Annotated in this window: 26 protein-coding genes; 15 read left to right on the top strand and 11 right to left on the bottom strand. The window is 67.9% G+C overall.

Going from position 1 to position 24,613, the window contains the following annotated elements:
* Nucleotides 1-161 precede the first annotated feature (161 nt).
* From plsY to AC5JJ2_RS16765, 7 genes are all read left to right on the top strand, one after another.
* Nucleotides 162-1,403: a glycerol-3-phosphate 1-O-acyltransferase PlsY gene (gene plsY, locus AC5JJ2_RS16795; protein WP_495859168.1), complete on the top strand. Its 1,242-nt coding sequence runs from the start codon at nt 162-164 to the stop codon at nt 1,401-1,403.
* A gap of 164 nt (nt 1,404-1,567) precedes the next feature.
* Nucleotides 1,568-1,861 (top strand): co-chaperone GroES, encoded by a 294-nt coding sequence (locus tag AC5JJ2_RS16790; RefSeq protein ID WP_495859167.1) that lies wholly within the window; start codon nt 1,568-1,570, stop codon nt 1,859-1,861.
* Between the two features lie 119 nt (nt 1,862-1,980).
* Nucleotides 1,981-3,603, top strand: a complete 1,623-nt coding sequence (gene groL / locus AC5JJ2_RS16785; RefSeq protein WP_495859166.1) for a chaperonin GroEL — start codon at nt 1,981-1,983, stop codon at nt 3,601-3,603.
* Between the two features lie 139 nt (nt 3,604-3,742).
* Nucleotides 3,743-4,744 carry an AAA family ATPase gene (locus AC5JJ2_RS16780; RefSeq protein WP_495859165.1) on the top strand — a complete coding sequence of 334 codons (1,002 nt, stop codon included), beginning with the start codon at nt 3,743-3,745 and terminating at the stop codon, nt 4,742-4,744.
* Entirely contained in the window at nt 4,741-5,580 is an 840-nt protein-coding gene (locus tag AC5JJ2_RS16775) for a hypothetical protein (RefSeq protein ID WP_495859164.1), read from the top strand. The genes AC5JJ2_RS16780 and AC5JJ2_RS16775 overlap by 4 nt, the downstream gene beginning before the upstream one ends.
* Nucleotides 5,581-5,696: 116 nt before the next feature.
* Nucleotides 5,697-6,461: a hypothetical protein gene (locus AC5JJ2_RS16770; protein ID WP_495859163.1), complete on the top strand. Its 765-nt coding sequence runs from the start codon at nt 5,697-5,699 to the stop codon at nt 6,459-6,461.
* A gap of 18 nt (nt 6,462-6,479) precedes the next feature.
* On the top strand, nt 6,480-7,283 hold the full coding sequence (locus tag AC5JJ2_RS16765; protein ID WP_495859162.1) for a hypothetical protein: 804 nt from the start codon (nt 6,480-6,482) through the stop codon (nt 7,281-7,283).
* Between the two features lie 249 nt (nt 7,284-7,532).
* Here AC5JJ2_RS16765 and AC5JJ2_RS16760 read toward each other — a convergent pair whose 3' ends face one another.
* From AC5JJ2_RS16760 to AC5JJ2_RS16750, 3 genes are all read right to left on the bottom strand, one after another.
* The gene (locus AC5JJ2_RS16760; protein WP_495859161.1) at nt 7,533-8,603 is read right to left on the bottom strand and encodes a protein arginine kinase; all 1,071 of its coding nucleotides are present in this window, start codon (nt 8,601-8,603) and stop codon (nt 7,533-7,535) included.
* A complete protein-coding gene (locus tag AC5JJ2_RS16755; RefSeq protein WP_495859160.1) occupies nt 8,600-9,112 on the bottom strand; it encodes a UvrB/UvrC motif-containing protein in 513 nt (170 codons plus the stop codon). Before AC5JJ2_RS16755 ends, AC5JJ2_RS16760 begins: the two co-directional genes overlap by 4 nt.
* 100 nt (nt 9,113-9,212) lie before the next feature.
* The gene (locus tag AC5JJ2_RS16750; protein WP_495859159.1) at nt 9,213-9,692 is read right to left on the bottom strand and encodes a UvrB/UvrC motif-containing protein; all 480 of its coding nucleotides are present in this window, start codon (nt 9,690-9,692) and stop codon (nt 9,213-9,215) included.
* Between the two features lie 389 nt (nt 9,693-10,081).
* On the opposite strand from AC5JJ2_RS16750, the gene AC5JJ2_RS16745 reads away from it, so the two are divergent.
* The gene (locus AC5JJ2_RS16745) at nt 10,082-10,717 is read left to right on the top strand and encodes an FHA domain-containing protein (RefSeq protein ID WP_495859158.1); all 636 of its coding nucleotides are present in this window, start codon (nt 10,082-10,084) and stop codon (nt 10,715-10,717) included.
* Between the two features lie 194 nt (nt 10,718-10,911).
* Here the strand turns inward: AC5JJ2_RS16745 and queF are convergent, their stop codons facing one another.
* Together queF and AC5JJ2_RS16735 are read right to left on the bottom strand one after the other, a co-directional pair.
* Entirely contained in the window at nt 10,912-11,280 is a 369-nt protein-coding gene (gene queF / locus AC5JJ2_RS16740) for a preQ(1) synthase (RefSeq protein ID WP_495859157.1), read from the bottom strand.
* Between the two features lie 40 nt (nt 11,281-11,320).
* Entirely contained in the window at nt 11,321-12,547 is a 1,227-nt protein-coding gene (locus AC5JJ2_RS16735; protein ID WP_495859156.1) for a glycosyltransferase family 87 protein, read from the bottom strand.
* Nucleotides 12,548-12,659: 112 nt separating this feature from the next.
* Between AC5JJ2_RS16735 and queC the strand changes: the two genes are divergently transcribed.
* The 4 genes from queC (at nt 12,660) to AC5JJ2_RS16715 (ending at nt 16,904) form a co-directional block, all read left to right on the top strand.
* The gene (gene queC, locus AC5JJ2_RS16730) at nt 12,660-13,346 is read left to right on the top strand and encodes a 7-cyano-7-deazaguanine synthase QueC (RefSeq protein ID WP_495859169.1); all 687 of its coding nucleotides are present in this window, start codon (nt 12,660-12,662) and stop codon (nt 13,344-13,346) included.
* Between the two features lie 151 nt (nt 13,347-13,497).
* A complete protein-coding gene (locus AC5JJ2_RS16725) occupies nt 13,498-14,397 on the top strand; it encodes a GNAT family N-acetyltransferase (protein WP_495859155.1) in 900 nt (299 codons plus the stop codon).
* Between the two features lie 230 nt (nt 14,398-14,627).
* The gene (locus tag AC5JJ2_RS16720; protein ID WP_495859154.1) at nt 14,628-16,076 is read left to right on the top strand and encodes a DnaA ATPase domain-containing protein; all 1,449 of its coding nucleotides are present in this window, start codon (nt 14,628-14,630) and stop codon (nt 16,074-16,076) included.
* A 150-nt stretch (nt 16,077-16,226) separates the two neighbouring features.
* The gene (locus tag AC5JJ2_RS16715) at nt 16,227-16,904 is read left to right on the top strand and encodes a Uma2 family endonuclease (protein WP_495859153.1); all 678 of its coding nucleotides are present in this window, start codon (nt 16,227-16,229) and stop codon (nt 16,902-16,904) included.
* A gap of 3 nt (nt 16,905-16,907) precedes the next feature.
* Here AC5JJ2_RS16715 and AC5JJ2_RS16710 read toward each other — a convergent pair whose 3' ends face one another.
* On the bottom strand, nt 16,908-18,083 hold the full coding sequence (locus AC5JJ2_RS16710; RefSeq protein ID WP_495859152.1) for a glycoside hydrolase family 10-like protein: 1,176 nt from the start codon (nt 18,081-18,083) through the stop codon (nt 16,908-16,910).
* 82 nt (nt 18,084-18,165) lie between these two features.
* Here AC5JJ2_RS16710 and AC5JJ2_RS16705 point away from each other — a divergent pair, with 82 nt between their 5' ends.
* The 3 genes from AC5JJ2_RS16705 (at nt 18,166) to AC5JJ2_RS16695 (ending at nt 20,808) form a co-directional block, all read left to right on the top strand.
* A complete protein-coding gene (locus tag AC5JJ2_RS16705) occupies nt 18,166-18,882 on the top strand; it encodes a Uma2 family endonuclease (protein ID WP_495859151.1) in 717 nt (238 codons plus the stop codon).
* Nucleotides 18,883-18,888: 6 nt separating this feature from the next.
* Complete coding sequence (locus AC5JJ2_RS16700; protein WP_495859150.1) at nt 18,889-19,776, top strand: DUF58 domain-containing protein; 888 nt, start codon at nt 18,889-18,891, stop codon at nt 19,774-19,776.
* Between the two features lie 225 nt (nt 19,777-20,001).
* Nucleotides 20,002-20,808 (top strand): hypothetical protein, encoded by an 807-nt coding sequence (locus AC5JJ2_RS16695; RefSeq protein WP_495859149.1) that lies wholly within the window; start codon nt 20,002-20,004, stop codon nt 20,806-20,808.
* A 94-nt stretch (nt 20,809-20,902) separates the two neighbouring features.
* On the opposite strand, the gene AC5JJ2_RS16690 is transcribed toward AC5JJ2_RS16695, so the two are convergent.
* From AC5JJ2_RS16690 to AC5JJ2_RS16670, 5 genes are all read right to left on the bottom strand, one after another.
* A complete protein-coding gene (locus AC5JJ2_RS16690; protein ID WP_495859148.1) occupies nt 20,903-21,625 on the bottom strand; it encodes a hypothetical protein in 723 nt (240 codons plus the stop codon).
* Nucleotides 21,625-22,299 (bottom strand): YdjY domain-containing protein, encoded by a 675-nt coding sequence (locus AC5JJ2_RS16685; RefSeq protein WP_495859147.1) that lies wholly within the window; start codon nt 22,297-22,299, stop codon nt 21,625-21,627. The genes AC5JJ2_RS16690 and AC5JJ2_RS16685 overlap by 1 nt, the downstream gene beginning before the upstream one ends.
* 56 nt (nt 22,300-22,355) lie before the next feature.
* Nucleotides 22,356-22,832 carry a hypothetical protein gene (locus AC5JJ2_RS16680; protein WP_495859146.1) on the bottom strand — a complete coding sequence of 159 codons (477 nt, stop codon included), beginning with the start codon at nt 22,830-22,832 and terminating at the stop codon, nt 22,356-22,358.
* 51 nt (nt 22,833-22,883) lie between these two features.
* Nucleotides 22,884-23,291 carry a VanZ family protein gene (locus AC5JJ2_RS16675; RefSeq protein WP_495859145.1) on the bottom strand — a complete coding sequence of 136 codons (408 nt, stop codon included), beginning with the start codon at nt 23,289-23,291 and terminating at the stop codon, nt 22,884-22,886.
* 79 nt (nt 23,292-23,370) lie between these two features.
* On the bottom strand, nt 23,371-24,519 hold the full coding sequence (locus AC5JJ2_RS16670; protein WP_495859144.1) for a TlpA family protein disulfide reductase: 1,149 nt from the start codon (nt 24,517-24,519) through the stop codon (nt 23,371-23,373).
* Nucleotides 24,520-24,613: the final 94 nt, after the last annotated feature.

The following is a 24,613-nucleotide window of genomic DNA, read 5'->3' as shown; positions in this document are numbered from 1 at the left end:
GAAGCGACGGGGTGTGGGGGTTGGTCCCACACCCCGTCGCTTCCGCTCAGGGTTCCACAAGCAATAGCATCGCCTCGCCGCGCGGGACGAGACACGTCACGCTTACGCCGTGACGCTCGCCGTTGCGACGGCAACACGTCTCGTCGTATATCAACTCCCATATGCCTGCCTCCGTCGTCGTGCCGCTGCTCTGGCTCGCCTGCTACCTCGTCGGCGCGATCCCGTTCGGCTACCTCGTCGCCCGCGCCAAGGGCGTCGATCTCTTCCAGGTCGGGTCCGGCAACATCGGCGCGACGAACGTGGGCCGCGTCCTCGGCCGGACGTTCGGCGTCCTCGTCTTCGTTCTCGACTTCCTGAAGGGCGCGCTGCCGGTCGCCGTCGTCGTTCCGCTCGCCCGGCTCGTTTCTAACGACGCCCTCACCGCGTTCGAGTCGCCGGAAGTGCTGAAAGTCGGCGCGGCGGCGTTCGCGTTCCTCGGCCACCTGTTCCCGGTCTACCTCGGGTTCCGCGGCGGCAAGGGCGTCGCCACCGGGGCCGGGGCCGTCGCCGTCCTCGTGCCGGTCCCGTTCCTCGCGGCCCTGGGAACGTGGCTGCTCGCGGCGCTCGTGACCCGGACCGTGTCGCTCGCGTCGATCCTCGCGGTTGCGGTGCTGTCGGCCGTGCAGATCGCGGCGACGCGGCCGCCGTTCGGCGGGGCGAACCTCGTGGTGACGGCGTTCTGCCTGGCCGGGAGTCTGCTCGTGGTCGCCCGCCACCGCGCGAACGTGGGGCGGCTGCTCGCCGGGACGGAGAGCCAAATCGGAGACGGGCCGATGCGTCAAAACTTGTTGCGGGTGCTGCACGTCGTGGCGGCCGGGGTGTGGGTCGGGGCGGCGGGGTTCTTCAACTTCGTGACCGCGCCGAGCCTGTTCGCGACGTTCGAGCAGGTCGTGGCCACGGCCCCGAGCGACCGGACGGCGAACGTGCCGATCGTGCCGCCGGGGACGCCGGACGAGGTCCGCAAGAACCTCGGCAGCGCGCTCGCCGGGGCCGCGGTCGGGCCGGTCTTCCCGAAGTATTTCGCGCTGCAACTGGCGTGTGCCGTCGTGGTGCTGGCGACGGCGTGGGCGTGGCGCGCGGAGCCGCCGGTCGGCCGGAATCGCGTGCGGGTGCAGCTGGCGGTGGCGGCGGTGGCGGCGGTCGCGGCCGGGTGGTGGGTGTCGGACGTGGTGAGCAAGCTGCGGCTGGCCCGGTTCGACGCGACGTTCGAGGTGGCGGCCGTGGCCCGCGAGCAGTTCGCGACGTGGCACCTCGTCAGCCTGGGGCTGAGCTTCGTGACGATCCTGCTGGCGTTCGCGCTCTTGGTGCTGGCCGCGTGGCTGCCGCAGCGGGCCGAGCCGACGCCGGCGGCCGACCCGTCGTAAGATGCCAAACCGACAGTCGCACGCAAACTTGGCACACGCCACATTTCCGGTTAGTTGCCACAATTCTCACGCCCGCAACGCTTTACCGCCGCCGACCATCGCGGGCACGGCGGTTGCATGATCGCGGCCCACGGACCACCCTACCCACCGTCGGAGACACCGCGATGGCCCTGCACCCGATCGGCGATCGGATCATCGTCAAGCGTGAAGAGTCGGAAGCCAAGTCGAAGGGCGGGATCATCCTGCCGGACGCGGCCCAGAAGAAGCCGCAGACCGGCACCATCGTGGCCGTCGGCCCCGGCAAGCTCAACAAGGACGGCAGCCGCACGCCGCTGCAACTGAAGGTCGGCGACAAGGTGCTGTTCACGTCCTGGGCCGGCGACGAGTTCAAGGACAAGAAGAACAAGGACGAAGTCCTCGTCATGCACGAGTCCGACGTGCTGGCCGTCATCGAGTAAACCCGCAATCGAAAAACACGCCGAATCACCGCCGCGGCGGGGCTTGTCCTCATGTTGAGCCTGTACCCCGTCGTAGCCCGACCCGCATCTTCCATGATGCAGAATAGGGAGCTTTCTTAATGTCCGCCAAGCAGATCGCGTTCGACCAGGAAGCCCGCGAGGCCATGAAGCGCGGCATCGCCAAGCTCGCGAAGGCCGTCAAGGTCACGCTCGGGCCGAAGGGCCGCAACGTCATCATCCAGAAGTCGTTCGGCTCCCCGACCGTCACGAAGGACGGCGTCACCGTCGCGAAGGAAATCGAGCTGCCCGACCAGTACGAGAACATGGGCGCTCGCATGGTGAAGGAAGTCGCCAGCAAGACGAGCGACGTGGCCGGCGACGGCACGACGACCGCGACGGTGCTGGCCGAGGCGATCTTCAACGAGGGCCTGAAGGCCGTCACCGCCGGCACGAACCCGATGCTCATGAAGCGGGGCATGGAGAAGGCCGTCGAGGACATCGTCGAGAAGGTGAAGAAGGCCAGCATCCCGGTCAAGGGCAAGGCGGATCTCGAGAACGTCGCCACGGTCGCCGCGAACGGCGACGAGAAGATCGGCACGATCATCGCCGAGGCGATGCACAAGGTCGGCAAGGACGGCGTCATCACCGTCGATGAGGGCAAGACCATCGACACCGACCACGAGTTCGTGGAAGGCATGCAGTTCGACCGCGGCTACCTGTCGCCGTACTTCGTCACCGACCTCGAGTCGATGGAGTGCGAACTCGACGACGTGTACATCCTGATCTACGAGAAGAAGATCAGCACGAACCGCGACCTCGTCCCCGTCCTCGAAAAGGTCCTCGGCAAGGGCAAGCCGATCCTCATCATCAGCGAGGAAGTCGAGGGCGAGGCGCTGGCCACGCTCGTCGTGAACAAGATGCGGAACCCGAGCTTCAAGGTGTGCGCCGTGAAGGCCCCCGGCTACGGCGACCGCCGCAAGGCCATGCTGGAAGACATCGCCATCCTCACCGGCGGCACCGCGATCTTCGAGGACCTCGGCGTCAAGCTCGAGAGCGTCGAGCTGGAGCACCTCGGCCGCGCGAAGAAGGTGAAGGTGGACAAGGACAACACGATCGTCATCGACGGGGCCGGGAAGAAGGACGCGATCAAGGCCCGCGTGTCGCAGATTCAGAAGGAACTGGACAAGAGCACGAGCGACTACGACAAGGAGAAGCTCGGCGAGCGAATCGCGAAGCTGTCCGGCGGCGTGGCGAAGATCAACGTCGGCGGCGCGACGGAATCGGAAGTGAAGGAAAAGAAGATGCGGGTCGAGGACGCGATGCACGCGACGCGGGCCGCGTTCCAGGAAGGCATCCTCCCCGGCGGCGGCACGGCCCTCCTGCGGGCGAGCGAGGGGTTGAAGCCGAAGGACCTGACGGCCGACGAGGAAGTGGGCTACAACATCGTGGTCCGGGCGTGCAAGGCCCCGATCAAGCAGATCGCGGAGAACGCCGGTTCGGACGGCAACGTCGTTGCGAACGAGGTGGTGAAGAACAAGGACGCGAACTACGGGTTCAACGCGCGGACGGACAAGTACGTGGACATGGTGAAGGAAGGGATCATCGACCCGACGAAGGTGGTCCGCAGTGCGTTGCAGAACGCGGCGAGCGTGAGCACGCTACTGCTGACGAGCGACGCGCTGGTGGCGGACGTGCCGAAGAAGGACAAGGCCGCCGGCGGCCACGACGACCACATGGACTGAGCTTAGCGCGGATGCGCGAAAGCCCGCGGACGTTCGTCCGCGGGCTTTTTTCATTTCTTCTCAGGTGGGCGAAGCCCACGGACGAACGTCCGTGGGGAGTCCATCTGGTAAGATGACGGCAGGCACGAGGAGTCGAGCGATGTCGAAAATCCCGTACGGCATCCGGTCGGTGAAGATCGAGAACTTCCGCGGCATCGAGAAGTTGGAATTGGACTTCACCGACCCGCAGGGGAACCCGAGCGACATCGTCGTGATCGGCGGCCCGAACGGCTGCGGCAAGACGGCCGTGTTGGAGGCGTGCCTCCTTACGCTCAGCGGAGACGATAGGTTACAAGGATCGAAAGGATTGGATGCAATCAAACAGGATTCAAATGGTACACGAATTCAAATTGACATTCATAACGTGTTTGAGAGCCAATCATATATATCTATTGCACGATTTCATCAATCGACACGCGATCCTCAATGGTGGACAGACGGTTCTCCGGTTTCTCGTCCCGTTATGTACAGCTGCAACTATTTTCCTTCGTGGCGGAGTCCCGATCTGGTGGGGGCATTGCCAATAACCATTGGTACAAGAAACCCGTTCACTATCGACCCGAAAGACAACAAACTCGGATTCATTAAGCAACGATTGATCAACCTAAAGGCATATAAACTGATGGGGCCTGTGATAAATGGTGTTTGGGCAGACGCGGATCGTGAACTGCAAGCTATTGGGAGCGCTTGGAGCCAATTCTACCCTCAGCATGAAGTGGAATTTTCCGTTGGCAATGCTGGCGTGAGTCCCGAAGCAGGTTTTGAAGTATTCTGTACAAAAGATGGATTGAAGCAATCCATCGACAAGCTCAGTGCCGGTCAGCTGGAGCTTTTCTGTCTATTTGCGGGCTTAGCTCCGATCCGGGATAGACATACCGTCGTCTTCATTGACGAACCCGAGTTACACCTCGACCCGCAGTGGCACGCCACGCTCCTGCACGAGTTGCGGCGTTTCCTGCCTAACGCGCAGTTCATCGTCGCCACGCACTCGCCGCAGGTGTTCGACTCCGTCTACTCCTACCAGCGGCACTTCCTCGTGCCGGAGGACGACCCGCGGGCGAAGGCGTGGAAGGCTCCCGAGAAGGAAACCGTCCCGGCATGATCGACGCCGCCCACCTCGATTCCCTCTACAAGGCCGCACGGATCGTTCTCTGGGTCGAAGATACCCTCACGCGGGACTACCTCCGCGCCGCGTGGGGGAACACCCCGGACGTGGCCTTCTACGTCGCCGGAGGCAACGAACACATCCCCCGCCTCGTGACCGCCGCCCGGCAACTCCCGACGCCCATCGGCCACGTTTTCGGCGTCCTCGACCGTGATTTCGGCCGCACCAACCGGCCGAGTTGGGCGACGGCGGACAACTTCAAACTGCCACGGCACGAGATGGAGAACTACCTGCTGGACAAGGATGCGCTCAGCGGGATCGTCCCGTTCAACAACCGGGGCCGCTCTATAGCCGACATTGATACCGAGATGCAACGACTAGCTGCCCGGCAACCGGCGTGGCTCGCGTGCCGACACGCGATCCAGCACCTCCGCGGTCAGGCCCTTCAAGACTTCCCGTCCTCGCCCGGTGTCGTTCACGTTCCCGACGTACCCGCGGCCATCAACCGCATCGTCAGCTCGACTTGGTACACGCAAGTCATCGGCCGGTTGAACGCGGCCGTCACCACGGCCGAGGTCACGAATCAAATCAACGGGGCCTTCGGCCAGTATCAGGCCGACCTCACGAGTGGCGTCTGGGTCGAGAGCTTTTCGGGCAAGGAAATCTTCCGCGAGCTCCGCTCCTACGTCTATCAACCCCAACACAACCCCGGCGAGCCGGACAACGACGTGGCAAAGGCCATCGGGGCGTGGCAACTCGCCAACAACCGTGTCCCGCAAGACATCACCGACCTTCTCTCGGCCCTTCGCACCCGAGTTGGTCTCACGCCCTGATACGCCGCCCGCACAACCCGCAAACTCGCACTGCCCTCTTTCTCTCCCGCGAAGCTTTTCGGGTTGTGCCGCCCGCACCGCGGCCGCATCATGGGCACACCGTCGGGACTTTCCCCATGTTCTTCCCGCCGCCGTTCTTTACCTCCGGACGGACGCGGCCGCTGACCGTGCCGCGACGGTTCCTCGCCGACTTCATGCACTTCGCCCACAGGATGCCGCTCGTCGGCGTCGCCCGGCGGATGGACCTGGGGCCGGTCGTCGCGGCCAAGAAGCCGGGGGCGGCGAGCTGGGTGCTGCTGTTCGCGAAGGCGTTCGCCCGCGTCGCGGTCGAGCGGCCGGAACTGCGGCGGGCGTACATGCCGTTCCCGTGGCCGCACCTGTTCGAGTGCGACGACAGCGTCGCCAACGTCGCCATCGAACGCGACTACCGGGGCGAGCCGATGGTGATGTTCGCCCCGTTCAAGAACCCGCACACGACACCACTGGCGGAGCTTGCGAAACAGTTGCACGAGTTCCGGACGCGGCCGTTGGAAGAGTTGGAGCCGTTGCACCGGACGATTCGTATCACGAAGCTACCGAAATTGATCCGCCGGGCGCTGTGGGTTCACGCCCTCTACCAGTCCGGGCGGATCAAGGCCCAGAACTTCGGCACGTTCGGGATCAGCTCGGTCGCGTCAGCCGGCGTCACGACGGTCGGGATGGCGTCGCTCGTAACGAGTACGCTAAGCTTCGGGCCGCTCGACGAATCCGGCCGGTTGGACGTGCGGTTGGACTTCGACCACCGGGTCTACGACGGCGTGCCGGCGGCGAAGGCGCTGGCCGAGGTGGAACGGGTGCTGCGGACGGAGATCGCGGCGGAACTGGCGGCGGTGGGACCGTAGGGACTATCGAGGAAGGCGATGGCGCGCGTGCCTGGTCGCTGGCGGGGGCTGACGGTCCCGCGGCGGTTGATCGCGGAGATGATGGCGGCGTGCCGCGACATGCCGATCATCACGATCGAGCGGCGGATGGCGCTGGCCGACGTGGTCGCGGCCCGGCAGGCACTGGCCGACCCGCCGTCGTGGGTGACGCTGTTCGCGAAGGCGTTCGCGACCGTCGCGGCGAAGCGGCCGGAGCTGCGGCGGGCGTACATGCCGTGGCCGTGGCCGCACTTCTACGAGACGGCCGGGAGCGTCGCGTCCGTCGCCGTCGAGCGGGAGTACCAGGGGCAGCCGGCCGTGTTCTTCGGCCAGTTCCGCTGCCCGGACGAACAATCGTTGGCGAAGCTCCAAGAAGCACTGGACGGGTGGCGGACGACCCCGGTGTGGGAGGTCCGCGACTTCCGCCGCATCCTGCGGGTCATGCAAGTCCCGCGGCCGGTCCGCCGGCTGTGCTGGTGGTACGCGACGAAGGTGGCCGGGCGGCACCGGGTGCGGCACTTCGGGACGTTCGGCATCAGCACGACGGCCGCGGCCGGGGCGACGTGCCGGAACCTGATCGCGCCGGTCCCGTTCACGCTGAACTACGGGATATTGGGGGACGACGGGTCGCTGGACGTGCGGCTGCACTTCGACCACCGGGTCATCGACGGGATGCCGGCGGCGCGGGCGCTGGCGGAAATCGAAGACGTGCTGACGACGGCGATCCTGGCGGAGCTGCGAGACATGGCCGCCCCGCCGGCGCGAACCGGGGTGCGGAGCGTGGAAGTCGTCGTGCGGGAGTAGCCGGGGCGGTAGCGAGCTGTTTGTCGAGTGACAAAATTGGCTTCGCAGACACGGGTTTCAGCCGCGGAGCGGCGGCGGTCGTTAGCCAAGGGTGGTAACCCCTGGAACCTGCCACACGACGCAACAAGCCCCGGAGGGGCGGCAGAACGTTCTGCCGCCCCTCCGGGGCTTGTCCTTGTGGCAAACTCATCCAGGGGTTACCACCCCTGGCTAACGACCGCCGCCGCTCCGCGGCTGAAAACCAGAAACCTACCGCTGGCTCGCGCCCAACTCGCGGAGCTTGTTGCGGAGGTACTTCGCCCGCGCCGCGTTCCGCTCCTCGCCGTCGAGCGGCGTGCCCATCAGCTTCTGGAGGTGCGCCGCCTGCGTGTGGATGAACAACTGGTTCACCGTCGTCGCCGGCAGGTCCTCGATCAGGTGTAGCTGAATCCCCAACCGCACCGTCGAGAGCAACTCCATCGTCTCTTCGGACGTAATCATCGTCGCCGAGCCGAGCGTGCCGATGGCCCGCGCCACGCGGTCCTGCTCCGCCTGCTTCCGCTCCTTCACCAACAGCTGTCGGGCGCGGCGCTCGTATTGCAATATCTGCGAGATGACCTCGCGAATCTCTTGCAAGACGCGACTCTCGCTCTTGCCGAGCGTCACCTGGTTGGAAATCTGGTAGAGGTCGCCGCTCGCCCGGCTCCCCTCGCCGTACAGCCCGCGGACCACGAGGTTGATCTTCTGGAGCGAGCGGAACAGCTTCTCGATTTCCTTCGTCAGCGACAGCGCCGGCAGGTGGAGCATGACGCTCGCCCGCATCCCGGTGCCGACGTTCGTGGGGCACGCCGTCAGGAACCCGAACTGGTCGTGGAACGCATACGTCAGCCGCGTTTCCAGGGCGTCGTCGAGCTTGTCGATCTCGCCCCAGGCTTCGTCCAGGGCCAGCCCGCTCCTCATCACTTGCAGCCGGAGGTGGTCCTCCTCGTTGACCATGACGCTGACGGACTCGCGGTCGTCGAACGCGACCCCGCGGGGGCCGTCGAGCACCGTCGCGAGTTCCCGGCTCATGAGCTGCCGCTCGACCAGGAACTGGCGGTCGATGGGCGTCAGCTTCGTGACATCGACGTAGTCGAGCCGGTACGGGAGGTCGAGCTTGGCGATGGCGTCGCGGGTGCGGGCCTCGGTGTCGGCCTTCTGCGGGGCGGACGCGCGGTTGCTGAACGGCTGGCCGGCGAGGTTGCGGGCCAGCCGGATGCGGGTGGAAATGACGGCGTCCGACTCCGGGCCGGTGCCGCGGAGCCACTCGCCGAGGTTCGGCAGTAGGCGGTCCAGGTTCATTCCGCGGCTTCCTTCCCCCGAATCCGGTCCCGCAGGCGGGCGGCTTCCTCGTAGTCCTCGGCGGCGACGGCGTCGCCGAGCTGCGTCCGCAGGTCGGCCAGTTCGGACGCGGCCCGCTGCCGCTTCACCGCCCGCGGCGTCTTGCCGTTGTGCTGCGTGCCCCGGTGGACCTTCTCCAGGATCGGCACGAGCACCGGGTAGAACACGTCGTAGTCCTCCGGGCAGCCGAGGCGGCCGTCGGCCCGGAACTGAGCATACTTTAGCCCGCACGTCGGGCACGTCAACGACGCCGGGTCGTCCGCGTCGCGGTCGCCGCCGGGGGCCGGGGCGAGTTGCGTCATGAGCAGTTGCAACAGGGCCGGCAGGTTCAGCTGCGGCGACGGGGCCTCCGGGATGATGTCCTGCTCCCGCGCGCACCGCTCGCACAGGTGCATCTGCCGCTTCTTCTTGTTCACGATGTCCGTCAGGTGAACCGTGGCCGGGGCACCGCAGAATTGACAGGGATTCATTCCTAACTCCCGCCGGGAGGAAAATCCGAAATCCGAAGTACGAAATCCGAAAAAAGCCGGTCGTGTTATCCTTTCGGATTTCGTACTTCGGATTTCGGATTTACCCTTCTTCCAGCCGCTTGATCCGGTCCCGCAGGGCGGCCGCCTCCTCGTAGGCTTCCTTCGTGACGGCGACCTGCAACTGGCGGCGGAGCTGCGCCAGCTCGACCTGGTCGGCCTTCACCTTCGGCAGCCGCCGCGGGGCCTTGCCGACGTGCTTCGTATCGCCGTGGATGTTGTCCAGCAAGGGCAACAACTCGTCCTTGAAGCTGTCGTAATCGTGCGGGCAGCCGAGCCGCCCGGAGTTGCGGAACTCGACGAACTTGATGCCGCACGCCTCGCACTGCCGGTGGCCGAGGTCGGCCAGGTCGGCCGTCGGCGACGGGGCCGGCTTCTCCGCGGACTTCTTCACGGACGCCTCCGGGTCGGCCAGGTGCTTCTGCGCGCACTCCTCGCACAGGTGGAGGTCGATGTACTTCTCCTGGCCCAGGATCTCGGTGATGTGGTAGGTCGCCTGTTTCGGGCATCGCTGGCACTTCATACGCCTTCTCGCGACGACAGCTCACGTCTCGTCCGCGCCCCCCGCGTAAGTTGATTCTAGCTTTCCGGCCGGGGACTCGAAAGGGCGCATCCGGGGCCGCGGGTCGGGATTGGCCCCACGCCGGAACTGCACCGCCGCTCGTAGCGGCCTTGACCCGTTCGCGAGCGGGTTCGCCGTGAGGGTGGGGAAAGTGAAAGCTGGCGCGGAAATTGCGCCCGGCGGATAAATCATGGGCGGCCGTTTGACGGATTCCGCGTCGGAATTACGCCGAATGGGGCCGTTTTTCCGACAACCCCGGAACTCTGAGCTAAGTTTCCGGCAGCCCCGACCCCAGACAGTAGGTCCGGGGGCGTTTCCGTCATCCTCCGTCCCGTGGGGCCACGACGACTATGGCCACCTGTCCGCTGTGCCTGTTCCCGAACGCCGCCGACGCGGCCATGTGCGCCCGGTGCGGCAAGTTCCGCTTCCCGGACGACGCCGGGGAGCCGTCGGTCGTGTCCGAACTGAACACCCGGATCGTGTCGCAGATGCACGACGTGGCCGTCGTAGACGAGGGGTCGAGCCGGACCGTCCGCGGGCCGCTGACGGTGCCGGGGTCGGCGATGCGCACGGCCGTCGGCAGCGTGGCGGCCGCGATGGGGGCGGAGAACAGCGATACGTACTCGATGGTGTCGGTCGAGACGACGCCGGAGCCGCTGGCCCCGGCCACGCCGCGGCTGGTCGTCATCCGCGGGGAGAAGGTGAACGCCGAGTTCCCGATCTACGGCGGCAAGAACTTCATCGGCCGGTCGGCCGACAAGCCGGTGGACATCGACCTGACCGCGCAGGAGTCGCCGGAGCAGGTCTGGTCGTCCCGGCAGCACGCGGTCGTGACGTTCGACCGCGGGCTGGTGCTGATCGAGGACTTGAACAGCCTGAACGGCACGTTCGTGAACCGCTCCCGGCTGCACCCCGGCCAGCAGCGGGTGCTGCAGTCGAGCGACATCGTCCAGGTCGGGACGGTGCAGTTCAAGGTGATGATTTGATTCCGTCTTTCGCCCCGGATGGGGCGACGGGTTGTAGCCACGGGTGAAACCCGTGGAACCCTCGGACATGCCGGCCGCCCCGGAGGGGCGGAGGAACGTTCCTCCGCCCCTCCGGGGCGGTGTCGTTTCCATGAACCTACCACGGGTTTCACCCGTGGCTACAGTCCGCGGCCCCATCCGGGGCCGAAAACCAATTACCGCTCGGCCGTGTACGTCGCCGTCACGTTCGTGCTGATCCCGCCGCGGGGCGTCCACCGCGACACCACCACGCACTTCACCGGCTTCGCCGCCGCCACGAAGTCGTCCAGCAACCGGTTCGTCACCTGCTCGTAGAAGATGCCCTGATTGCGGAACCGTTGCAGGTACAGTTTCAGCGACTTCAACTCGACGCACAACTCGCCCGGCGTGTACGTGAACGTGATCGTGCCGTAGTCCGGCTGGCCGGTCTTCGGGCACACGCTCGTGAACTCCGGACAAACGATCTCGATGGAATAATCGCGGCCCGGCCGCGGGTTCGGGAACGTCTCGAGTTGGTCGGCCGACGGCGTCTCGGTGAAATCCATTGTGGCTCTCGGGAATGACGGTTCGCAAACCGCCATTCTATTACGCCGCCCGCCGAACGGGTTGCACCTCCGGCACGGCCACCTCGACCTGCGGCATCTTCCAGTTCGCAAGCGCGACGGCGCACCCAACGAACCCGGCCACGGCCGCCCACATGACGCTGCCGCCCCACAGGCCGAGGGTGTACGCCCGGCTACCGATCAGGTCCTTGTTCGACATCACAGAGCCGAGGACCATCGCGACCAAAAACGGCAGCAGCCCCCACCGGCGTTCGACGATGACCGCCCGCGCTAGCAACCAGCCGGGGAGCAGCAGCGTGGCGAAGTGCGGCACGCTCGACATCGGCGAGAGCAAGAGCATCCCGGACAGCACGAGGCCGCATTCCCACGCCACGGCGTTCGGCTGCCGCCGGCCGCGGGCCATCGCCGCGAGGCCGAGCGCCGCGAGGCCGGCGAACAGGCCGTACACCCACCGCTTGAGTTCCCGCGGCGGCAGCGCGTCGCCGAACCACCGGTTCGCGGCCCCGACGACCGACTGGTTGTAGATGATTTCGCTCGCCCAGATGCCGGGGGCGTAGTCCGGCTTTAGCATTGGTGCGATGTAGAAGTCGAACCATTTCTCCAGGTGGCAGGTCGCGTCCGTCGGCCGGCTGATCGCGTCCGGTAACAGATTCGCCCCCGCCGCGACGAGGACGAGCCACGCGGCCGCGACGGGCCGGCCCTTCACCAAGAGATAGGGGGCGAACAGGAGCGGGGTGCATTTCACGGCCGCCGCCAGCCCGAAGCAGGTCGCCGCGGCGATCCCCCGGCCGCGGGCGAGCAGGAAGCAGCCGCCGATGACGATCGCGGTGACGACGGCATCGACTTGTTGATGCGCCAGCGCGTGCAGCACGAACGGGAAGCCGACGGCCATGCCGAGCCAGAACACGCCGGACTCCTGCACGACCGGCCGCGTCCCGCCGGCGGCCCGCCAGCCGAGGACGACGAGGCCGCCGATGAACGCGACGTTCACCAGATACCACACCAGTCGCGCGTCGCGGTCCGGGGCGTTCGCCAGCGGCGCGACGAGGGCGGCCGCCAGCGGCGGGTAGGCGTAGCTCGTGCCGGGCGGGTAGAGGCTCTCGCCGGCGAGCAACCGCCGACCGGCGGCGCGGTAGACCGTGTCCCATTCGGAGTGCTTGCGGCTCAGGAACGACACGCCGACGCCGACCGTCGCCCCGACGGCGAGCAGCGCGAGCAAGAACCGGCGGGTCGCGTCCGAACCGAACATGCCTCGGCCTCACGGAATTCAACGTCTCCGCGGGTACATCGGCCGGACTCGCGTGAAACTTGATAGAATCCGTTCGCCTCTCGATTCGCCCGCGATTCCCCCGGAAAACTCGATCATGGCGAAGGCGGTCGTTCTCCTCAGCGGCGGGTTGGACAGCACGACGACGCTGGCCGTGGCAAGGGAGCAAGGCTACACGGCCTACGCGCTCGGCGTGGACTACGGCCAACGGCACAAGGTGGAGCTGGCCCGCGCCGCCGCCGTCGCGACGGCCCTCGGCGCGGCCGAGTTCCGCACCGTGACGCTCGACCTCCGGGCGATCGGCGGGTCGGCCCTGACCGCGGACATCGCCGTGCCGAAGGGCCGCACGGACGAGGCGATCGGCCACGGCGTCCCCGTCACCTACGTCCCGGCCCGCAACACGATCCTGCTCGGCGTCGCGCTGGGCTACGCGGAAGTCGTCGGCGCGTTCGACCTGTTCATCGGCGCGAACGTGCTGGACTACAGCGGCTACCCGGACTGTCGGCCGGAGTTCCTGACCGCGTTCGAGAACCTGGCGAACCTCGCGACGAAGGCGGCCGTCGAGGGGGCGGGGCGGTTCCGCGTCCACGCCCCGCTGCTGAAGATGACGAAGGCCGAGATCATCCGTGAGGGCGTCCGCCTCGGCGTGGACTATTCGCAGACGCTGAGCTGCTACGACCCGGACCCGTCCGGCCGCGCGTGCGGCGGCTGCGACTCGTGCCAGTTGCGGCGGAAGGGCTTCGCCGAGGCCGGCGTGCCGGACCCGACGACTTATCGGTAACCCGGCGGCCCGACTTCCGAAGTCCGGCTTCGACTTCGGAAGTCGATCCCGCGCAGGGGCCTCACCCGCGTCCGCACGGGTCGCTCGCCCGGTTCGACTTCCGAAGTCGAAGCCGGACTTCGGAAGTCAGGCGATTGCCGAACTCGGACTTATGCTCCTCACCATTTCCCCCGCTACGCCCGAAGACCGGCCGGCCGCCTGTCGCGTGCTGTTCGCGCACGCCGCCTTCGCGGCCGCCGCCGCGGCGCGGCTCGAAGCGCTGTTCGCGGCCGGCGACCTCGACCCGGCCGGCCTCGTCGTCGCGAAGGACGGCGACGCCGTCCGCGGGGCCATGTTCGCCTACCGGCTCGGCGGCGGGCTGGCGGCCGTTTGGCTGCCGGTCGCGGACGACGACGCCACGCGGGACGCACTCGTCGCCGGGGCGCTCGCCTGGGTCCGCACGGAGCCGACGGGCATCATCCAGGCCGTCGTCCGCCAGCCGGAAATGCCGCGGACGCCGCCGCTCGTCCGGGCCGGGTTCCGCCACGTCACCCGGCTGTCGTTCCTCACCCGCGACCTGTCCCCGCCCCCGCCGAAGCCGCGAACCGCGTTGCGGTTCGTCCCCGTCGCCGAACCGACGCCGGCGTTCGCGGACTTGCTGGTGCGGACCTACGACGGCTCGCTCGACGTGCCGGAACTGAACGGCCGCCGCGCCGGGGCCGACATCCTGGCCGGCTACCTCGCGGACACCGCCGACCGGCCGCCGCGGTGGTGGCGGATCGACCGCGACGGCGACCCCGTCGGCGTGCTACTGCTCGCCACGACCGACGACCCCGCGACGACGGAGTTGACGTACCTCGGCGTCCTGCCCCCGCACCGCGGCCGCGGGTACGGGCGGCAAGCCCTCGAATTCGTTCTGACGGAAGTGGCCGCGACGAACGGGCGGACTGTGGCGCTCAGCGTGGACGTGCGGAACGAGCCGGCGTTGCGGCTTTATCGGGGTAAGAATTTTCGAGAATCCGACCTACGCGAAGTCTTCTTGTGCATTCCCGACGGCCACCGTGCAAAATGAGATAAGTTGGCGAACATCCCCGCGAGCCGCGCGATTCTTCCGTCGCGCACGGTCGCACCGGCTGGCGCGATTGGGGCGCATGTTGCGCGCACGCGCGTGCGTGCCGGATGCGCCCGCGCCGCCCCACCCACTCCCGTCCGGCGTCGCCGCCGCGCGATTGGCGCGGCCCGTCCGCGGCGCATCATTACGCTACCGACCTTGATTCACGACCATCATCCCGAGTCACCCCCGTGCCGTTTCCGGACGCCGCGGGCGGGTCGCCCGACGACCCCGCCCGGCGGATCGAAGCCGTGTTCGCGAACCGCATCGGCCCGCCGCGGTTCCAGCTCTGGTTCCAGCCCACGACGAAGTTCGTCTGGCTCGGCCACGAGTGCGTCGTCGTTGCCCGGACGACGCAGTTCCAGGAGTGGGCCGCCGACCGGTTCGGCCCCGCCATCCGCGAATCGGTAATCGAAGTTTGCGGCGAAGTTCCGGTACGGTTCGTGACGGACGCGGAGTTGTTCGCCGAGAAGCCGCCGGAACCGATCCCGGTCACGCAACCGCCACCGCAGTTGAACCTGTTCGGCGAACCCGCTGGCTCGCCGCCGCTGCCGTCCGAGTTGAAGAAGAAGGCGAAGGACGAGAAGGAGGCCGCGCGACTCGGCCGGAAGTGGAAGACGTTCGCCGAGTTCGTGGCCGGCCCTTCAAACCGAGTAGCGCACGCGGCCGCGCTAGCCGTCGCGGAGGAACCCGGCCTCGGCCCGAACCCGCTCGTCTTGCACGGCCCCGTCGGGACCGGCAAGACGCACCTCCTCGAAGCGATCTACGCGACCCTGCGGAAGCAGACGCTGACCGCCCGCCCGGTGTTCGTGACGGCCGAGGAGTTCACCCACCGGTTCGTGCAGGGAACCCGCTTCAACAAGATGGCGCAGTTCCGCCGCCAGTTCCGCGACTGCTCGGCCCTCTTGTTCGACGATCTGAACTTCCTGGCGAAGCGCCGCGGCTCGATGGAGGAGCTGCTCCACACGCTCGACGCGCTCGTCAGCGACGGCCGGCAGGTCGTCCTGACAACGGACTGTCACCCGCGGCTGGCGGAGGAGCTGCTGCCGGAACTGACCGACCGGCTGCTCGGCGGCGCGTCGTGGGGCCTGCTCCCGCCGGACGACGAGACGCGGCTGGAAATCCTCCGCAAGAAGGCGACCGGCATCCCGACGCCGATGGGCGACGACGTGCTGAAGTACCTCGCCCGCAACCTGAAGGGGAACGTCCGGGAACTCGAAGGGGCGGTGAACAGCGTCCGGCACTTCGCGAAGGTGACCGGCCAGCCGGTGACGGCGGCGTCCGCCCGCGAGGCGCTCGGGGACCTGCTGCGGCACACCGTCCGGGCGGTCGCGGTGGCGGACGTGGACGCGGCCGTCTGTCAGGTGCTGCGGCTGTCGGCCGGGCAGTTGCAGTCGAAGTCCCGGTCGTGGCAGGTCAGCCACCCGCGAATGGTGGCCGTGTACTTGGCGAGGAAGCACACCCCGGCGACCTACGGCGAGATCGCGAAGCACTTCGGCGTCCGCCAGCACAGCACGGCCGTGGCGGCGGAGAAGAAGGTCCGCGGGTGGCTGGCGTCGAACGAGGTGCTGGCCCTCGGCGACCGCCGCTGGCCGGCGAAGGACCTGCTCGACCGCGTCGAGCGGGAGCTGCAGCGGTGAGTCGGCCTACTTTTTCCGCTTCTTCTTGGGCTTCTCCAACCGCTCGAATAGCTTTGCCAGCGGCAGGGTGAACCCGTGCAACACGTCCGCACGGTTCGTACCTGACATCGTCGAGCCGGGATGGTATCGTGACGGTCAGGAGACGCCGACATGATCCGGAAGTTCACGCCGTTCGTCCTGAACGACTACCCCACTTCGGACGGTCGCCCCATGGCCGAGACGGATTGGCATCGCGACTTGATGCTCCAACTCATCGCGACGCTCAAGGCACACTACGCCGCGGACCCGAATACCTACGTGTCCGGCAACCTGCTAGTCTTCTACAGGCCGAACGACCGCCGCCGGCACGTCTCGCCGGACGTGTTCGTGGTCAAGGCCGTCCGCGACGGTCTGCGGCCGAACTACCTCGTCTGGGAGGAAGGCAAAGGCCCGGACGTGGTGATCGAACTCACGTCGAAGACGACGCGGCGGGAAGACCTCAACACGAAGATGGCGCTCTACCGGGACACGTTGAAGGTGAAGGAGTATTTTCTTTTCGACCCGCGTGAAGAATACCTCGAACCGTCCATGCAAGGCTTCCGTCTAGTCGGCGGCGAGTACCGTCGCATCCGCGAAAAGGACGGCCGCCTGCCGAGCAAGGTGCTGTGCCTGCACCTGGAGCGGGACGGCGACAACCTCCGGCTGTGGAACCCCGCCACCGAAACGTGGCTGCCGACGGACGCGGAACGGGCTGACGACGCGGAGCAACGGGCGGCGGCGGCGGAAGCAGAACTCGCCCGCCTCCGCCGGCTTATCGCCGACCGCGGCCACGGCACGAACGGGCACTAGCACTTACTTCGGCCGCTTCCCCAGCCACGGCGTCGCCGGGATCGCCGCCGGTTCCGCGTACAGTTCCTTCAGCTTCGCCAGCTTCTCGCCGGTCAGCGACTTCATGCTGAAGTGGACGTTCCCCCACGCCCCGCGGTCGCGGGTCAGCTTCACTTGGGCCGCGATCTCGTCGGCAGAATACTTCCCCGTGTAGTTCCCCGGCCACAGGTGGCGGCCCTTCGTGTTCTCTTTCATCCACCAGTCCAAGAGCTTCGGGTAGCTCTGCTTCTCCTGCGCGATCGGCCAGTAGAGCTGCGGCGTGAAGTAATCCACCCACCCCTCGTTCAGCCACAGCTTCGCGTCGGCGTACAGCTTCGCGTGCTGGTCGAACCCGGCGATCCCCGCCGGGTGGCCGGGCCGCCAGATGCCGAACGGCGAGATGCCGACCTTCACCCACGGCTTCGCCGCGTGGACTTGCTCGTAGAGCTCTCGCACGAACGTGTTCACCGCGTCCCGCCGCCAGTCGTCGCGGGCCAGCTTGCCGCCGGCCTTCTGGTACGCCGCCCACGTGTCGTCGTCCGGGAACGGAATCTCGTCCTTGTCCGCGTCCTGTTCGGGGTACGGGTAGAAGTAATCGTCCATGTGGACGCCGTCGATGTCGTACCGCGTGACCACGTCCACGGCGACGGCCAGCGAGTGCTTGCGGGTGTCCGGGTGCGTCGGGTTCAGCCAGTGGTGCTTGCCGTACTTCTTCGCGATGTCCGGCCGGGCCTTGACGACGTGGTTCGCGGCCGGCTCCCCCTTCGCGCTCGGCGACCAGGCGCGGTACGGGTTCAGCCAGACGTGCAGCTCCATCCCGCGCTTGTGGCTCTCCTCGATGGCGAGCGTCAGCGGGTCGTACCCCGGCGACTTGCCCTGCGTGCCGGTGAGGAACGACGACCACGGCTCCAGCTTCGACTCGTACAGCGCGTCGCACATCGGCCGGACCTGGAAGATGACGGCGTTGAGGTTGAGGTCCTTGCACTTGTCGAGGAGGGCGACGAGTTCCCGCTTCTGCTCGTCGGCCGGGAGGCCGGGCTTGCTCGGCCAGTCGATGTTCGCGACGGTGGCGACCCACACGGCGCGGAACTCCGGCGGGGCGGCGAAGAGAACGGGGGCGGACAAAACGGCTAGGAAGGCCGAAGCAAGGTATCGTAACATGGTGGTGGCCTCGGGAGAGAAGGCACGGGGCGTGAAGGATCAGTGTAGAACAGATTCCGCCGAGCGGCGGGAGGGCGGCGCGATGGACGTGATTCTGAACCCGGTTCCGGCGGGGCCGGTCGTCTACCCGGACAGCGACGGGAAGCCCATGGCGGAAAACACCCGACAGTACGAGTGGATCGTGACTATCAAGGGGAACCTGGAGGCGATCTGCGTCGGCGACCGGGCCGCGTTCGTTGCCGGGGACAATCTCATCTATCCGGTGGAAGGCGACCCGACGATCCGCACCGCCCCGGACGTGTACGTGGCGTTCGGCCGGCCCCGCGGCCACCGCGGCAGCTACCGCGTGTGGGAGGAAGGCGGCGTCTTCCCGCAGGTCGTGTTCGAGGTGCTGTCGCCGGGGAACACGGTTCGCGAGATGAGCCGGAAGCGGCAGTTCTACCGGCGGCACGGGGCGGAAGAATACTACGTCTACGACCCGGATCGGAACATGCTGCAAGGGTGGCTCCGCTCCGGCCGGCGGTTCGTGTCGGTCGCGGACATGCACAACTTCGTCAGCCCGCTCCTCGGCATCCGGTTCGACATGTCCGGGTTGGAACTCGAAATCTTCGACCCGGACGGGAATCCGTTCCTCACGTTCGCGCAGCTGAAGGAAACGGCCGACACCGAGCGCGAGCGGGCTAACACGGAACACCGGCGGGCCGAACAGGAGCGGAAGCGGGCCGAGAAGGAACGCCAACGGGCGGAGAAGCTCGCGGCGAAGCTCCGCGAGCTGGGCGTGGACCCGAACACCCTGTAGGCCGCCATGCTCCCCGCCGACGTGATGCGGCAGATCCGCCGCCTGCAACTCAAGGCCCGCCGGGCCGTCACCACGCTCCTCGGCGGCGAGTACCACTCCGCGTTCAAGGGGTCCGGCCTCTCGTTCGAGGAGGTCCGCGAGTACCAGCCCGGCGACGACGTTCGCGGCATCGACTGGAACGTCACCGCCCGCATGGGCGCGGCGTTCATCAAGCGGTACGTCGAGGAGCGGGAGCTCACGATCATCCTGGCCGTGGACGTGTCCGCGTCGCAGCGGTTCGGGACCGGCGTGCAGCAGAAGCGGGCCGTCGCCGCGGAGATCGCCGCCCTGCTCGCGTTCTGCGCGATCAGCAACAACGACCGCGTCGGCCTGCTGGCGCTCACGGACCAGGTGGAAACCTACGTGCCGCCGAACAAGGGGACCCGCCACGTCCTGCGGCTCCTCCGCGACGTGTTGTTCTTCGAGCCGAAGCACAAGGGGACGAACTTGGGGGTGGGGCTGGACTACCTCAACAAGGCGCAGCGGCGGCGGGCCATCGTGTTCTTCATCTCGGACTTTCTGACGACCGAGGACTACACGGACGCCTTCCGCCGGGCGGCCCGGAAGCACGACCTGGTCGCCGTCCGCACGTCCGACCCGCGGGAGCAGTCGTGGCCGAACGTCGGGCTGGTGCAGCTCGAGGACGCGGAGACCGGGCGGCAGGTGCTGATCGACACAAGCAGCCGGCGGTTCCGGGAGCAGTTCGCGGCGCGGGCGGCGGACCGGCGGGCGGCGTTCATGAAGTTGACGCGGTCGGCGCAGGTGGACCTGATCGACGTGGGGACCGACGGCAAGCATTTCGACGCGCTGGTGACCTTCTTCCGCCTCCGCGAACGCCGGCAGAGGGGCCGATGACATGACCAGGCCGAGGGCGGGTGTCGAGCCGTCGCGCGAGAACCATCGCGGCTGCTGTTCTTATTCCCTCCCCCCTTGGGGGGGAGGGTTAGGGAGGGGGGTAGACCTTCCTGCCCCGGTGAGAATCGCGTTTGAATCGGGTAGCTTACCCCCCTCCCTAACCCTCCCCCCCAAGGGGGGAGGGAACAAAGCCCCGCCCCCGATTGACCCTGGGGGTTCCGCGTCATGAACCCCACGGTCACGTTCGCCCTCGACCGCGAATCGCTCTGGCTCTCGGAGTCGCTGACGGCCACGCTGCGGGTCGAGGCGGCGGCCCCGCTCGTCGTCACCGTGCCGAAGGACGTGCTGCGGCCGGAGTCGGCGGCCGCGTGGCGGGTGCGCCCCGTGGGGCCGGCGGCCGTCGCGCCGTTGCCCGGCGGCCGCGCGAGCTGGACGCTGCAACTGCGGCTCGACCCCTACGTGCCGGGCGAGTCGGTTTCCATCGCCGTCGCGCCGCTGACGGTGAAGGCGGGCACGGCGGGCGACGTGACGCTCGACGTGCCCGCGAAGGCGGTGAAGGTGCAGACGGCCGTCCGCGACCCGAAGGCGGCGGACGTTCGCACCATCACCGGCCTCATCGACCCGCCGCCCCCGCCGCCGACCGGCGGCGTGCCGGTCCCGGCGGCGTTCGGCCTCGTCGCGGCCGCGGTGATCGTGACGGCGGCCGTCGTGGCCCGGCTGCGAAGGAAAACGCCGCCGGTCCCGGCGGAAACACCCGCGGTACGGCTGGAAAAGCTGGCGGGCCGCGTGAACGAGATCGGCGGCCGCGAATTCGCGGAGGAGTTGGCGAGCATCGTGCGGGCGCACGTGGAAGCGCGGTTCGCGGTCCCGGCGACGCGGCGGACGACCGGCGAGCTGTGCGACGGCGAGCCGCTCGACCGGTTCAAGGATGTGCTGGCGTGGTGCGACGGGGTGAAGTTCGGCGGCCGCGAGCCGACGGCGGACGAGTGCGCAGGAATGGCCGAGAAGTGCCGAGGGATGGTGACAGAGTAGTAGGCACACTCCGTGTGCCGTCTCCTTCACGTCGCCGGGACATTGTTCAGGTCTCCGCGGCGCTCAGGAGACGGCACACGGAGTGTGCCTACTACTATGGCTTCGCCGGCGGCACGAACGCCGGGGCGGTCGCTAGTTCCGACGTCGCCGGCGGCTTCACCTGCTCCGCGAACTCGAACGGGTCCGGCAGCACCAGTCGCAGGAACGGGGCCGCGATCGGCGGCGCGAGCAACAGCGTGTTCACGATCCGGGCCGTCGAAAGCTCCGCCGTCGGGTCGTCGGTCGGGGCGCGGTCGGGGACTTGTACCGCCATCCGCGGCACGTCGGCGGCCGACGGCTGCGGTCGCGGCGGGGAACTCACCCGCGGCGACTCCGGCAGCTTCCGCTCGGCCAGGTCCAACTCCATCCCTACGCCCGCGGCGGCGACGCCCTCCCCCGGCGGCGTCGGCAGCGCCGACTTCCGCGCCGGTTGCGGCAACGGCGCGGCCGTCACGCCCGGCTTCGCCGGCGGCAGGTCGCCGCGGTCCACGGCCGACGCCCGCGGCTTCGGGGCCGTCACCCGGCCCGCCGGCGGCGGCGGGACCTTCGGCGTCAGCGATTCCTCGACCTGCTTCCCGGCCGCGTCGCCCGCGAACCGGGACGGTTCGGCCTTCATCTCGACCTGAACGGCCGCGGCCAGTGGCTTCAGCCCGCCGGGGGCCTGCGGCCGCGGCCCCTCCGGCTCGGCCGCCACCGCCGCCACCGCCACGTCCGGGGGGGGCGGCGTCGGCGACGAGCACCCCGCGGCCGCGATCAACAGGAACGAGAGTCTTCGCATCACTTCCCCGCCGCTTCGAGGATCAGCTTCACGGCCGTGCCTTCCTTCGGCAGGGCGTCCTTGTTCGTCTCCAGCTTCAGGTACTTCTCTTCCTTCATCGTCAGGCTGGATTGCAGCACCGTCTCGTCCGTCACCGGGAAGATCACGATCAGCGTCCCGGACAGGTCGGCCCCGTACTTCTTGTCCGGCTTGTCCGGCGCGACCTGCGACTCGACGCTCCCGGTGAATCGGAACTTCACGCCCTTCGGAAACGGCTTCTTCGTCTTCGGGTCCACGAGGAACTTGTCCGGCGTCAGCTTCTTCGCCGGCCCGTCGCCGGCCGGGACCTCGATGGCGACCGTCACGTCCGGGCCGACGGCCTCCGCCCCCTCCCCCTTCGCCGGCTTGCCGGGCTTGAGGCCGACCTCCACGAGGGCCTTGTGAACGTCGCTCGGCGTCGCCTCGATGGTCACGACCGTCTCGTGCGCCTTCTTCCCCTTCGGGTGCGCCCACCCGGCGATGAGTTCGATCGGGTACGTTTCGGTGAGGTGGTCCAGCTTCCGCGGCGCGACCTTCGCGTCGATGGCGACGGCCTTCTTCTCCTTGTCCGTGGTGACGCCGCTTTTCTTGTCGTCGGCGGGGGCGAAAACGGGGACGAGGGCCAACAGGCCGAGGGAAAGGGAAAGTCGCCGCATGGCCGGCACTCCGCGCAGGTGCGTCCTGTCCAGAGTGTCAGTTTCGCGGGTCGGCGTCAGAAGGGCGAGGAAAATCCGCGGCCGACGGCCGCGACCGCGGGCCGGACGACGGCCGGCGGGGCCTCGACCCGGCGGCGGGGGGAGCCGGAGATTTCCTTCGCCAGCGCGACGATCGAGAACAGGTACGCCCCCCACGCCAGCGCCGTGACGAGGGCGCTGTACACGAGCTGTTCCTTGAAGGAAATCTGGAACCGGGTGATGAGCAGGCAGAGGTTGACGCCGAGGAACCCGATGACCAGGGGCACGACGCCCGGCCCGCCGCCGGCCCGCATCCCGGCGGTGTTGACGCCGAACCACGGCAGCACGCGGATGACGCCGCCGGTGGCGGAGAACACGGGGATGAACACGCACAGCGCGAGGAACACGAACAGCGCCCCGTGGACCTTCGGGGCGCCCCGGTACAGCGGCGCGTTGCACATGAAGCATTCGGCGTCGGACGAGCAGTTCAGGTGGTGGCACGCCTTGCACTTCATGGCCGGGACGCCTCGCGCGGGACGGAGTGTGCCCCAACCTTAGAGCGCGTTTCAGACGTTCGCAACCGGACGGCGGTTCTGCCGCCAGCGGAGAAGTGCGGCCCCGGCGATGATCCCGGCCGCGTCGATGAGCACGTCCCGGACGCACCCGTGCCGGCCGGTGTCGAAGTGGGCGGAGCCGACCATCTGGCCGACTTCGCTGAGGACGCCGTGCAGCACGAGGCCGCCCCAGACCCCGAGCTGCCCGCGGCGGGTGGCCGGGATCAGGCCGCCGAGGACGGCGAAGAAGGCGTAGACGGACAGGTGCGTCAACTTCGCCAGGATGAACTGAAGCATGACGGGGTCGAACACCGACCCGACGCCGCCGAGCAGCGACTCCGGGACCGGCGACGGCTTTACGAGCAGCCACGACCAGACGGCGAGCAACACGGCGAACAGGGCGGCGAGCGAGCGCTTCAACAAGTCGTCTCCGGGCGGGGCCGCGAACGAGAAGCCCCGGCCGACGGGCCGGGGCTTGTTGTCGAGAGAGACGCCGCGGTCACTCCTGGAATTTCTTCAGCACCTTCTCGATGGCCTCCTTCGCCTTCGCGTCGTCGCCGGCGGCCTTGACCGCCTTGCCCCCGAACGCCTCGGCCTGGGCCTTGTTCCCGGCCGCGTAGTACGCCTCGGCCGCCGCCAGCAGCGTTGGGATGTTGTCCTCGCCGTCGATCTTCACCATCGCCTCGGCCGCCTTCACCGCCTGGTCGATCCCCTTGCGGTCCGGGTTGAGCGCCTTCGCGACCCAGAAGCTGCGGACGCGGTTGAGCGTGGACGTATCCTTCTTCTCCGCCGCGTGCTTGATGAGCGGCTCGGAGATCGCCGCCGCCTCGTCGAACTTCCGGGCCTGCAGCGACACGGCTAGCTTCACCGTCCCGAAGATCGGCTGCTTCGCCTTCACCGGGTACGTCTTCTCGTAGTCCGGCAAGAGCGTCAGCACCTCGGCCGCCGCGACCGCCGCCGCGTCGCCGACGGCCTTCGTGATCTCCTCCTTGCCCTTCCCCTTGTTCGCCGTCTCGGCCTTGACCGCCGCGGACTGGACCTTGTCCAGGATGGCGTCGAGGGCGTCCTTCTCCTTCTGAATCTCGTCGAGGCTCTTTTGCCCCTGCCACGTCCCGGCGAACACGCGGGGGAGCACGTCGTCCAGTTCCATCGGGTGGCCGATGAACGCGACCTTGCCCTGCTGATCGACGACGAACGACGCCGGGATGCCGTCCGTGCCGGACGCGTCCATGAACGCCTTGTTCGTCTCGTCGGTGGTGCAGAACGCGAACGCGAACGGGAACCGGTCGCCCCGCTTCTTGAGGTACTCGCCGACCGCCTCCTCGGTGTTGCCGTTCTCGTCCTTCGTCGTGACGGCGACGACGGTGAGGCCCTGGGCCTTGTACTCGTCGAGGAGGGTGGTCAGGTGCGGCATCGACTGGATGCACGGCCCGCACCACGTCGCCCAGAACTCGACGACGTAGACCTTGCCCTTCTCGAACTTGGTCTCGGGGCCTTTCAGCCACTTCGCGGAGGTGATCGCCGGGGCCGGGTCGCCGATCGCGAGCTTGGGCTTCTCGGGCTTCTTCTCTTCGTCTTTCTTTTCCTGGGCGGAGCAGCCGACGGCCGCGACGAGCAGGGTGAGGACGGCGTGGGGGAAGAGTCGCATGAACGGTCCTGGTGGAAGGAGGGTGAACGCCGGATGTCCGTATCCGGGGGGATACCGGAATTGTAGGCAGAACCTTTCAAACCGGGGAACCGGA

This window comes from Limnoglobus sp., assembly GCF_059499385.1.
The sequence above is the reverse complement of the archived record's forward strand: the minus strand, read 5'-3'. Positions and strand labels throughout refer to the sequence as shown.